Source organism: Vibrio sp. KUL80 (genome assembly GCF_059725495.1).
Genome location: NZ_AP045842.1, coordinates 1,645,775 through 1,658,603 on the forward strand (window position 1 = coordinate 1,645,775; position 12,829 = coordinate 1,658,603).

The window sequence follows — 12,829 nt, forward strand, 5'->3', positions numbered from 1 at the left end:
ATATGAGCCCAGCACCTGTGTTGGGCTTTTTTTTGGTTCATCGCGGATTAGCGGGGACTTAAAACAAAAACGGTAGTAAGTGATAAGGTTACATCGCCAAACACAACCTTGCACAAACTACCGTTTTCATGCCGAATAATACTTTCCTATCATCGTTCTGGGAAGGCTTTCATGTCGTAAAGTCTGTACAAACGTCTTCTCTTATCACGATTACTCTCAAACCCAGTACGACTGCTCGATGTGCATGTGGGCAACATGTTCAAGCCATACATGATTATCAGTGGCGCACCATTAAGGAAGCGATGATTCTTGGCGTACCTGTCGAGCTGCACCTACAAACAAGGCGTATCAAGTGCCCTGACTGCGGTATCAAAACCGAATCTATTTCTTGGCTTGAACCTTTTGCCCGTCTTACTAACCGCTTGCGTAGTTATATTGAACAGTTGCTGCCTCTTCTCCCTATCAAACATATTTCCCAAATGACGGGTGTTCATTGGCATACCGTCAAGGAGATAGATAAGCGCCGGCTGCAAAATGTAGTGCCAGAGGTTAACTGGGCGGAGCTGCGACAGCTTGTTATGGATGAGTTTGCCCTCTTCAAGGGACATCGTTATGCCACTGTTATCGCGGATGCAAAGACGCATCAAGTACTTTGGATAGGCGTCGGACGCAGCCGAAAAGATATCCGTCCTTTTTTCGAGTTACTCGGTAAGCATGGCCAGAACATAGAAGCGGTTGCGATGGATATGAATACGGCTTTCGACCTCGAAGTGCAGCAGCATTGTCCTAACGCCCGCATTGTGTACGACTTATTCCATGTAGTCGCCAAATTTGGACGAGAAGTGATGGATAGAGTCAGAGTTGACCAAGCTAATCGACTTAAACAAGACAGGAAAGCACGTCAATGGATTAAACGTTCACGCTGGGTTCTCCTCAAAAACAGAGGCAATTTAGACAGTAAGCAGGAGAGTTATCTAAATGAGATACTGAGTATGAACAAGGACTTAATGGTGACGTATTTACTTGGCTCTCAGCTTAAAGAGTTATGGCGGTGCCAGTCAGAGAGCGAAGCGGAAGGCTTGTGGGACATATGGTGGGAGCAAGTTCAAGAAAGCGGGATCAAACCACTAATGGACTTCGCGAGAAAGCTCAAACCGTACCTTCATGGCATAGTTGCTTCTGCAAGGTACCCACTCAACACCTGTACGCTAGAAGGGATAAACAACAAGATAAAGTTAATCAAACGAATGGGCTACGGTTACCGAGATATCGATTACTTCTTTCTAAAGATAAAAGCGGCTTTCCCCGGAAAGCCGCGATGAACCATAAAAAAGCCCTCGTATTAAACGAGGGCTTCAAGTAATCAATATTTAAATTATAGCTTCTTAGATAGAAGACCAGTCAGAGCGATAATACCGATACCCATGAGCATGATTGGACCTTTACCGCTATCGAAGCCGCTTGAGATACCTGCAAACGCTACGATTGCAACTGCTACAGGGATAACAAACTTAACTAGGTTGTACCACAGACCGAACAGTGGGAACTTCACTTCACCGTCGTTAGTGATTTCTTTCTCTAGCTCTTCACGGCTTAGTCTCCAACCAGCGAAGATACACACCAACATACCGCCAACTGCTAGGAAGATCTTATCAGTTAGTAGGTCGAAGATATCGAATGCACCAGTATCAAACAGAGTAGGACCAACGCCACCTAGAGATAGAGAAGCAAAGATACAAAGAACTGCCATTACTGCTGCTGCAGATAGTACAGCTGTAGTACGCTTCATGCCTTTCTCGTCGATTAGGTAAGACACAACTACTTCTAGTAGAGATACCGAAGAAGTCAGTGCTGCAACCGTTAGACCAACGAAGAACAGTAGTGCGAAGATAAGGCCAACGCCGCCCATTTCAGCAAATAGCTGAGGAACAACGACGAATACTAGACCAGGACCTGCTGCTGGCTCCATGCCAAGTGCGAACATTGCAGGGAACATTGCGATACCAGCAAGAATAGCGACACCTGTATCCATTGCCGTAACCATACCAGTGGTTTGAACTAGGTTCTCTTTCTTCTTCAGGTAGCTACCGTATGTGATCATACAGCCCATACCAAGACTTAGAGAGAAGAACGCTTGACCTAGTGCCGCTAATACGACGCCGCTGTCTACTTTCGAGAAGTCTGGGCTAAATAGGAATTCCACACCCGCCATTGCGCCTGGTAGAGACAAACCTTTTACTGAAACGATGATAAGAATCAGGAATAGGATTGGCATCAGGACTTTACCCGCTTTCTCGATACCGCCAGAAATACCGCGGCTAACGATGATGATGTTCATCAGCAAGTAAACACCCATCCACATTAGTGGCTGGATAGGGTTAGTGATGAAACCGCCAAAGCTATCACCAATAGCTTCTGGGTTACTTAGAAGACCTGTAGATACTTTCTGAACGTATGCTAGAGCCCAACCACCTACAACAGGGTAGAAACCCATAATAAGTAGACCACTCAATACACCGATAACACCTACGAATGTCCAACGACCGTCTGTCGATTTAAACGCACCAACTGCACTGCGACCAGTCTTACGACCAACTGCAAATTCAGTCAGCATTACGCTGAAACCAATGAAAATAACGAATGCAAGATAGATAACGATGAATGCACCACCGCCATTTTCACCTGCTGTGTAAGGGAATTTCCAAATATTACCAAGACCTACAGCAGAACCTGCTGCGGCCATTACGAAGCCAAGCTTCGAACCCCAATTGTCGCGGGGTGCTGCGTTTGTGTTGCTCGTTGCCACGATAACTCCAAATAATCTGTTGTGTTTGTCCGTAACTTTGGCGCCGAAACGTTGTGTGTATTTATTTATATACACTTTCTAAAAGTTGTAGAGGCGCTTTATCCGTGACAAGTAAAACAGTTTATGGTTGCAGTTGGAAGTGTTAAAAGTGTTTTTTTCTGACTTTTGTATTCAAATTGTTGTCAACTGCTGATTTTTTAAACATTGTTTGATGATGTTTCTATAAATGCTTGACTAGCTGGCGCCATTTTCTGTTTTTTACTAATCACTCACTTGCATATTATAGATTAAGATTCTGGAGTTGCTTTCATTTTTAGCATGAGTGCATTTTCATTTTGGCGATTGTTAAGTGAATATAATTTCGGACGATTAGTGCTAGCTACCAGCCTGGAAGGTGAGAAAGTGCATGTTTATATCGGATTATTACCCGATTATGGCAAAGAATATATGGATAAATGCGATGTCAATAGGTTGGGGTAAAATCAGACGGGATGGTGCTGTAAACTATCCCGTCCGCTTGTTTAGAATGATCGCGATGCTGATAAGTTAAACTATAGTTAATAATGCGAGTGATTGCTAAATAAAGTAGAGAATTCCACTTATCTCTTAGGCAATTCATCTCTAGTTATGAAACCATCCTTGTTTCTGTCGAGTTTATCGAAGTCTCTAGCTAGGGGACCGCGGACTTCGTTGCGAGATAACTTGTTGTCGCCATTGGTGTCCATGTCGGCAAACGGGTCCCCACCGCGACGTTGCGATTTTCCCTTGCCCTCCACTTTGCCTGCTGGTTTGGAGTCTGTTAGGTCTGAGTTAGACGGGGTATAGGTTTTCGTTGGACGTTCAGTTGTCTCTGGCTGTTCGACGAACCTTGTATTATTGTCACTGACGCATCGAACGTGGTTTTCAAACCTTACCGCATCACCCTGAGGCCCGTGACCTTGTGGGTAGCTTTGACCATTATCCGCCTTAGGGTCACTTCTTTGAGCACCAGCACCGTGTACGTCCACCCAGTTGTCACGCATGTAACCCATGGAACGGCCAAAGGCGACGTAACTCGCGTTCTTGGCGTTCTTTAGATTCATGTGGGTCGTGCTGCTCCAGTAGTTAGGGTAGTCAAGTTCACCACCTTCATTGGTAATTTGACTAGCATTGAATATTGGATCTAAGGACGGGCTATTGCTCGTTGCCGGTGAACGTGAGTAATCAACAATGGATTGAAGCTCTTTCACGTTAGGTAGACGCCAATCTTGACGACCCGCTAAATCGAGATTCTCACAGTACTCTAATGCACCATTCCAATCTAAGCTCGTTACGCTGTCGGCTGTTTGCCATATCAAACCAGTTGCTTCATCGTGTACTGTGCCGTTTGAATTAGCGACAAATTGGTTTACACCGTAATCAGAGTTCTCCCGAACAGCTAGGATATAGAAGGTTTTTTCTCCTCCACGGGGGCTCTGCATTCCGTAACCTTTGATGCGTCCATCAATAAAATTCACGCCAAATACGGTGTCATCTTTGCCCATTGTTTTAGAGACATATTGAGTACTACTCAAATATTGAGCATCAATAAGACGTTCACCCGATGCCATATCGCCAGACTCGAAACCAAAGTAGCGATGATCGATGAAAGGTCGAATAGAATAAGAATCAGGACCATTAATGCCGCTTGGATCCTCTCCGTCAAAGAGGATCAGCGAATAGAGCTCTTTGATTGTAGGTAGTCGCCAGTCAGAAAATCCAGCCGTGTTTAGGTTAGCGATGTAGCTGACTGCTTGGTCGTAACTCATTTTATCGGCTGCGGTTACTTTTCCATCACCGTTGGTGTCAATCGATGCAGCCCACATTAGGCCAGTGACGTTATCACTTACCGTCCCATCGTTATTTGCGGTGTAATTTGGCACGTATCCTTGATATTGAGCGTCTTGCCCGAAACCATACTCCCCTTGAACCGGGCAGGTTGAAAGCTGAGCCGACGCGTCTGAACAAACCGATTGGCCTGTATCGACGATTTTATAGCTGAGAGATTCACTGCTGGAAGCCTGTCCGGTGAAGCAAAATGTTCCCCAAAGCACAAATGCTAATGTAGAAAGCTTGGGAAAGATTTGGCGGCGGTTGTCTGAGTTCATACACTACCTCACGTTCGTGTGTAAAAGCATACTTAATTGATGAAATAAGTATGCTTGATAAAAGTGCAGAAAATATGGAGGTATCTGGGTTTGTTTGTGAAGATGAAATCCGATGGCTAGTCGCGTTCATTCAACTCGAATCGATAACCCACGCCGTATATCGACTTAATCCAATCGTAGCTTGGGTTGATAGCCAATATCTTCTTGCGCAGGTTTTTTATATGGCTGTCAATGGTTCTATCGGTGACGACTCTTCCGTCTGAATAGATGCGATCAATGAGCTGATCTCGGTTATAGACAACACCATGATGACTATTGAAATGACGCAATAATTTAAACTCAGCGGGCGTTAAGGATAAAACTTGACTATCAATAGTGACCTTCATTTGCGCATCGTCGATGATTAGCGTCGCTTGTGGGCTGACTTGTTCAGCCTCGGACAGTGACGCCGTCTTGGTGCTTTGACTGCGCCTTAGTACGTTCTTGACCCTGGCAACAAGTTCTCTTGGGCTGTAAGGCTTACAGATATAGTCATCAGCGCCCAGTTCTAAACCTAGCAAGCGGTCTATTTCGTCGACTTTAGCCGTCGCCATCATGACGGGTACATCGCTGAAAGTGCGTAGTTCTCGATAGATATCCAATCCATCGCGATTAGGGAGCATTAAATCCAACAAAATTAAAGAAGGGGTGTGTTCCTTTACCCATTCGATGACTTTATCGCCGTCATCGATAATGTGTGATTCAAATCCATTATGCTGAAGGTATTCGGACACAATGTTTGCCAGTGAAGGTTCGTCTTCAACGATTAAAATCATGGTCATTCCTTTGTTTCTGTTTTTATTGCTCATCGTTGCTGGATTTTGGCAGCGTTACGACCATTTTCAAGCCGCCCAGCGGTGAGTGTTCGGCATTTAGGCTTCCATTGTGCGCTTTTACGATGCTTTGGCAGATAGCAAGCCCAAGTCCGGAGCCGCCATTGGCGCGGCTGCGAGATTTATCGACGCGATAAAGGCGCTCGAAGAGTTTAGGTAAAGCTTGCGTTGGCACGCTTGGATAACTGTCTTCAATAATGATAGTCGCCTCGTTTTTGCTCTCTTGAATTGAAAGCCTGACCGAGCCATTCTCATCAGTATAACGGAAGCAGTTCTCAAACAGGTTCTGAAAAACTTGCTGAAGTGACTTCGAATCGGCGAAGACTTCAATTTCTGGATTGCCATCAAGTTGATGCTCAAGTGAGATGGATTTTTCTTGTAGCCTCAGTTCATAACGCTCAACGATAGGTGATAACACGTCTACCAGTGTTACTGCATCTCTCTGGTCACTGTCTTTGGCCCCACTATCTGATAGGGCTAATGTGTGTAAATCATTGATCAACCTTGTAAGCGTGGATACTTGGTCATGCAATCCATCGACATACCGCATTTCAAGGGGGCGAATCCCATCTTGTAGAGCCTCGATTTCACCTTTTAGCACCGCGACGGGCGTTCGAAGCTCATGAGAAATATCGGAAAGCCACTGGTCTCTCAATTGTTTCTGCTGCTCTAACGATGCGGTAAGTTGATTAAATGCTTCGACAAGGTCGGCAAGCTCATCGCTCCCTGTATGCTCAATGCGATGATCCAACTTACCAGAGCCAACAACTACGGCGCCATGGTGCAGCGCGCTTAGTGGCTTAAGCAAGTACCGCACTGAGAAAAATGCGATGGTTAAGGTCAGTAACAGAGCGGCTAATGAAATGGTCAGTACATGAGTGGTCTGTGACTGAATAAAGCTCTCGGCAAGTTTATTTGAGACGCTGCGACTCTGCACTACGCTAAGCCAGCCAACTGTATTGCTGTCATGTTCGATAGGCACATAGCTTACAAACTGCAAGCTTTGGTCAAGGATAAAGTCGTGACTCATAGGGCCTAACAGAGGCGTACGACTCTCATCTAGCAAGCTGATACGCACTCCAAGTGGCACGAATAAGGCTTGCTCGCGTTCAAGCTTTGATGAAGGAGGAAGCGTATCAGGAGACAGTCGGTCGTGCCTTGGGGGCGGACCTCGCCTAGGGCGAGGAGGCGGCGCTTCGCCAATTTGCTGCATCAAGGTGGCGAGTACTTGCGGAGAGCGAAGCAGCTTATCCCAACCATAGGTTTCGGAGTAGTAACTAGAGACATTGCTTGCAAGGCTTTCTACCTTTGTGAGCTCTTCTTGATTCAAGTAGCTTTGTAGCCCTTCTTTGAAACTAGAGTTAATCAGATACGCCATACCTGCTAATAGTAACAAGCTTGAAGTTAGAAGCGATAAAAACAACTTTTGAAACAGAGTAAAGCGCATGCGAATCCAGAGAAAACGGAGTGTTAGCTTTAGTCTACCTCAATATTGTGGAGAAAATTTGGAGAAATAGCGATGGTTAAAAAAGAAAGCTCCGGTATTAAGACCAGAGCTTTAAGCTTGAAGTGTTAGCGAGCTTATACCTTAAAGCGGTTTAAGATCGCTTCTTGCTGATGAACGTTATCAAACTGCTCAGTCATTGCCGTGTCCGCGCCATTAGCGGCATCAGATACTTGCTCACTTAGATCTTTGATCTTGATGGTGTTGGCGTTGATCTCTTCCGCTACCAAGCTTTGCTCTTCTGCTGCGGCGGCGATTTGCATGTTCATGTCAGAAATCTGTGCGATAGACTGACGAATACGCTCGAGTGCATCGTTGGCACTTTGCGCGCGATCGACGGCCATTGTGGCGCTTTCCTTACTTTGAGACATAGCGCTAGAAACAGAGTGTGCGCCTGCCTGAAGCTGCTCAATCATGCTACGAATTTCTGTTGTTGACTCTTGAGTGCGTTGCGCAAGAGTCCGTACTTCGTCGGCGACCACTGCGAAACCACGACCAGACTCACCAGCACGTGCGGCTTCAATGGCTGCGTTTAGAGCGAGTAGGTTTGTCTGGTCGGCAATATCATTGATAACCTTAAGAATGGTTTCAATGTTGTCTGTTGCTGACTCTAGCCCTTGAACCTCGATAACTGCTTCTTCAATACTCATAGAGAGGTTAGTGATAGCCGATGTGGTATCAAGTACCACCTCAGAGCCTTCTTGAGTCGCAGTGTCTGCGGCTTGCGCGGCACTTGCTGCACCTTGAGCATTGTTAGCGACTTCTGACGACGTGCTTGCCATTTCATTCATTGCGGTCGCAAGCTGTTCAAGTTCTTGAAGCTGGGTATTCATTGCAACTGCTGAGTGTTTCGCGCCTTCCGTTGTTTGCTGTGTGAGCGCTAGGATCTTGGTTGAGATCTCTTTCGACTGAATGATTTGCTGCTGAAGGTTTTCGGTGAAGGTGTTAAAGCCTTTCGCGAGTTCAGCAAACTCTGCATCCGTGTTTGTGTCTAGGCGATGTGTTAGGTCTCCGTCGCCGTTTGCAACGTCTTGAATCGCAGCGTTCAGATCTGTCAAAGGACGCATCAGGAATTGGATTAGAAGCGTCAGAGCAATAACGCTAACAATCACGCCAACCAAGATAAACATGATGGACTGATTACGCATTTTACCAATGGCTGCAAAGGCGACATCTTTATCGATGATCGCGCCCACGTACCAGTTCTCATCAGGAACTTGGATAAGGTTTACTTGGTAATCTTTACCATTAATTTGAAGTTCTTGAGTACCTTGCGTGAGCTGAATACCAGGAACAAATTTAGTGACAGGTTGACCGTTAAGGCTTGCGTCTGGATGGGCAATCGTCATGCCTTTATCCGTCACTACAAACAGATAACCTGCGTTGAAAAGGTTGGTTTGGTTTACTAGGTCAGCGAGTGTGGTCAAGGTGACGTCAAACACAACACTACCTACAAAACGACCGGATTCGTCGTTAAGCGCAGAGCCTAACGAGATAATGACATTCTTGGTCGATGAATCGACATAAGGGTCAGTAATGATTGTGTTGTTGGCTGCCTTAGCTTCTTTATACCAAGGGCGCGCACGTGAGTCATAGCTGCTATCCGGTATCCATCCATCGTTACTGATTAGCGAACCATTTGATTCATAGCCCACACCTACCGCTTGGAAGTTAGACTTCAGTGTTGAGGTGGTAATGATGTCTTCCACGTAGTCGTTATTTAGAGGGTCAATTTCCAATGACTCTGTAACGGCACTTGCCATATCGCGCTTGGCATTTAAGTCATAAGTGATAGTGTTTTTAACGCCTGTGGTTAACTCGTTGATGCTAGTGTCAATGTGACTTTGAAGTTCGCTACGCACCGTGATCAACTGGGTAATCCCTAGGGTTGAAACGGTTACGAGTAGCAAAGCCGCCGAAGCGGAAACGATTTTGTGACTAAATTTCATACTACTTCCTAGATTTAGCTCTAAATATTGCCTTTATAGATAGCCAACATTGAATGCATAACTGGTGTTATGAATCAGATTTATTATTAAGAACAGTGTTTTGTATAACTATACAGATTATCGACCTGTCAGGCATGAACTTTAGAGGGATATATCGAATATTTTTACTGGTCATAACAGTGATATAAGTAAGGATATATAAAAACAATCGCCCGCTATTCCGTGGTTAGGAATAGCGGGCGATTAGCGTGCTGATTTATAAATCTATTTTCGTTTAAGGTGGTAGATTCTCGAACCAAAATCGCCAATATGACGAGTCTGTTCAGTGATCTCTACACCTAGAAATTGGCTGTTCAAAGGCAAACCAAACGCGGCGAGCTGGTCACCAAATAGACGATAAAGCTCTGGTGTCACTTTCACGTTCGTTGTTTCTACCTCTTCATTGTATTGAGAGCGTGACTGAACCTCGAATTCAGATTCGGGATCAAAAAATGGTAGCTTGATTCGCTCTAAATCGCCGTTACTTTGTTGAAGTTTTTGGTAATAGCCAAGCAGTCCCTCAGTACCGTCTTCGGTAGTGACAAGCCAAGTGGAGATATTGTTGTCAAAAGGGGAGGCTAACCGATAGAAACGCCCAAATTGAATCAGTGTGCGATGTTGCTTATAGAATGCAATCTGCTCTTTGACAGCTTGAGTTTCATTGCTTGAAAGCTGAGTGATATCAAGTTGATAACCAAAGTTGCCGAATGCAGCGACGTTGAATCGAGTCTCCAATGGTGTGCGACGCAGTACCTGATGTGAAGGTTTGGCAGCGACGTGAGCACTCATAGAGGACAGGGGATAACACATGGATGTGCCGTGCTGTATGTTTAAGCGCTCAATAGCATCGGTATTATCACTGGTCCAAGTTTGAGGCATGTAGCAAAGCATACCGAGATCGAATCGGTTGCCACCGCTAGAACATGACTCAAATAGGATATTTGGAAATGCATCGGTTAAGCGAGCCAACAAGTCGTATAGCCCAAGTACATATCTGTGATTAAATCCGCTTTGAGTCGATGGGGTTAAAGACTGGGCGTAATTATCACTGAAGTTACGATTATGGTCCCACTTCACATAGTCAACATCCGCTCTGGAAAATACATCACTTAGCTTATCAAACAGGTAGTCGACTACGTCTGGGTTTGCCATGTCTAGAACGAGTTGATTGCGTCCCAGAGAAGGCTCCCTTAGTGGATGAGCGACCGCCCATTCGGGGTGTTTTCTAAATAGCTCACTGTCAGGTGACACCATTTCAGGTTCGACCCAAATGCCAAATTTTAGTCCATAACTTTTGACTTTTTTGCTGATACGAGCAATACCGCCTTGGAGTTTCGGATTGTCGAAGTAGTCTCCGAGACTAGTAGTATCGTCGTCTCGTTTGCCAAACCAACCATCATCGAGAACAAACAGCTCAACACCAATATCTTGAGCTTTCTGGGCAATAGCATCCAGTTTGTCGTAGTCAAAATCGAAGTACGTTGCCTCCCAATTGTTCACCTGAATGGGACGTTCGACCAATCGCCACTGCTCTGGTACCACATGATGATTAATGAAGTGGTGCAGTTGTTGGCTCATGGTATTTAAGCCTGTGGCAGAGAAGGTGAGAGCAACTTCTGGCGTCGTGAAGCTTGAGTTGGGTTTTAACTCCCATCGGAAGTCAAAATCATTGATTCCTGTCATGACGCGAGTTAAGCAATGCGGCGATACCTCAGCGACAGATAGGTGATTTCCGCTGTAGAAGACGCCGAAGCCGTAACAAGGCCCCATGTGCTCGTTGGTTTCTTTATCTGCTATTGCAATAAACGGATTGTGGTTCGCGCTACTCACGCCTTTCTTGGAATCTATCTGCACTATGCCCTTGTTGAGTCGTTGGCGAGCAATTTGTGCTTCTTTTATCCACTTGCCTTGAAGGTGGATAAGGTCAAAGCCTTCCTCTGCAAAATCGACACAGCTGCTTAGCGCTCGATGAATTTGCATGCTTTGGTTGTCTTCATTGCGAATAACAAGATGGCGAGTAATAACGTTTGAGGTTTCATAAACCGAGTAGTGAACGTCGACAGCCAATCGAGTGATGGCGTCGACAAGCGTAACGATAAGGTGCTGACCTTTTTCTTCGCCACTTGCTGACGGCAACCCAGCGAGTGCAGGTTTGCTGTCAACAACTTGGTGTGAAGAGTAGGTGAGGTCGGTAATGCGTGACCCATCTGCATACTCAATGTGTAAAAGTGGGCTTCGGTAATCGCCTTTCCCTAAGGTGGGGACTTCGAGTTTCAGGGTATCTAAACTTTGTCCAGGAACATCAGCGTAGTCCGTTGTCGAGCCCATCTTTCCGCTGTAACGCTGATCAAGTGCTGCAAAGCTACTGCGATGTGTCATCTTATCACCGTAATGGAGATTGATGAGATGACCTGTTTCGTTCGCTTTGATGATGTAACTTGTTTTGGATGTTTGGAGATGGAACTCAAGCTGTTCGCTATTAACAAAAATCATTGCGCCACCTTAAGGGTTGGTTAGCGTGTCATTACGGACTTACGCTGCACGAGAGTTGGAGTGAAAACAATTGGATCATCCTCAATCTGCTCGCCACGTGATAGCAACAAGGCCAATCGAGCCGCTCTTTCTGCCATCATGGCAATAGGGTAGCGAACCGTAGTTAGGTGAGGATGCACGAAACGGGCGATCAGACCGTCATCGAAGCCAATTATGGAAATGTCTTGAGGGACAGCAATCGCATTGGTTTCCAGCGCTTGGATAGCGCCCGCTGCCATATAATCGTTGTAAGTCACGACGGCAGTAATATCGAGTGACTTTGACAACAAATTCGTCATAGCCAGCTCACCGCCATCACTGCTTGGTTCGCCAGCCTCAATGTAGTTTTTGGAAAGCGCAATACCGTGGTCTTCTAGAGCGGTGCGATAGCCTTTAATTCGCTGATGGGTATCTTCGATATCCTGAGAAGAGGCAATACACGCGATGTTACGATGCCCTGATTTGATTAGCTGTAGAGTGGCAAGGTAGGCACCACGTTCATTATCAAGGGAAATACAGCGCGATTCGATCTCTGGAATGTAGCGGTTGATAATGACCAACCCTTTCACCTCTTTGGCGTAATTGATGAGCTCCTCATCACTGAGACCTTTGGCGTGCAGAATAATTGCATCGCATCGACTGTTAATCAGCAGTTCTAGCGCATGGCGTTCATCCTCAGCGTTGTGGTAGCCATGTCCAATTAATATGTGCTTTCCAGCTTCTCGAGCAACTTGATCGACCGATTTTAATAGAGTCCCGAAAAATGGGTCAGAGACATCCGCTACGACAACACCCACTGTATTGGTGCTTTGATTGACCAAGGCACGCGCTGCCGCATTTGGGCGATAGCCGAGCTTCTTCATCGCTGCCGTGACAGAAGTAATGGAAGACTGACTCGCTTTAGGCGATTTATTGATCACACGAGACACTGTAGCGACAGAGACTCCTGCTTCTTTTGCGACATCTTTGATGGTTGCCATTGGGCACCTTTTACTTGGGCT

General features: G+C 45.8%; 8 protein-coding genes. 1 reads left to right on the forward strand and 7 read right to left on the reverse strand.

Features of this window, described 5'->3' with window-relative positions:
- Window positions 1-128: 128 nt before the first annotated feature.
- Window positions 129-1,322, forward strand: coding sequence for an ISL3 family transposase (locus AC6I8U_RS23950; protein WP_498016666.1), 1,194 nt, complete (start codon window positions 129-131; stop codon window positions 1,320-1,322).
- 53 nt (window positions 1,323-1,375) lie between these two features.
- Here AC6I8U_RS23950 and AC6I8U_RS23955 read toward each other — a convergent pair whose 3' ends face one another.
- The 7 genes from AC6I8U_RS23955 to AC6I8U_RS23985 form a co-directional block, all read right to left on the reverse strand.
- Window positions 1,376-2,806, reverse strand: a complete 1,431-nt coding sequence (locus tag AC6I8U_RS23955) for a sodium-dependent transporter (RefSeq protein ID WP_042471239.1) — start codon at window positions 2,804-2,806, stop codon at window positions 1,376-1,378.
- 599 nt (window positions 2,807-3,405) lie between these two features.
- Window positions 3,406-4,932 carry an Lcl C-terminal domain-containing protein gene (locus tag AC6I8U_RS23960; RefSeq protein ID WP_498018802.1) on the reverse strand — a complete coding sequence of 509 codons (1,527 nt, stop codon included), beginning with the start codon at window positions 4,930-4,932 and terminating at the stop codon, window positions 3,406-3,408.
- A gap of 116 nt (window positions 4,933-5,048) precedes the next feature.
- Window positions 5,049-5,747 carry a response regulator gene (locus AC6I8U_RS23965; protein WP_498018803.1) on the reverse strand — a complete coding sequence of 233 codons (699 nt, stop codon included), beginning with the start codon at window positions 5,745-5,747 and terminating at the stop codon, window positions 5,049-5,051.
- Window positions 5,748-5,769: 22 nt separating this feature from the next.
- A complete protein-coding gene (locus AC6I8U_RS23970) occupies window positions 5,770-7,251 on the reverse strand; it encodes an ATP-binding protein (RefSeq protein ID WP_498018804.1) in 1,482 nt (493 codons plus the stop codon).
- Window positions 7,252-7,385: 134 nt separating this feature from the next.
- Complete coding sequence (locus tag AC6I8U_RS23975) at window positions 7,386-9,257, reverse strand: methyl-accepting chemotaxis protein (RefSeq protein ID WP_498018805.1); 1,872 nt, start codon at window positions 9,255-9,257, stop codon at window positions 7,386-7,388.
- 264 nt (window positions 9,258-9,521) lie between these two features.
- A complete protein-coding gene (locus tag AC6I8U_RS23980; protein WP_498018806.1) occupies window positions 9,522-11,789 on the reverse strand; it encodes an alpha-galactosidase in 2,268 nt (755 codons plus the stop codon).
- Window positions 11,790-11,809: 20 nt separating this feature from the next.
- Window positions 11,810-12,808, reverse strand: a complete 999-nt coding sequence (locus tag AC6I8U_RS23985; RefSeq protein WP_498018807.1) for a substrate-binding domain-containing protein — start codon at window positions 12,806-12,808, stop codon at window positions 11,810-11,812.
- Window positions 12,809-12,829 lie beyond the last annotated feature (21 nt).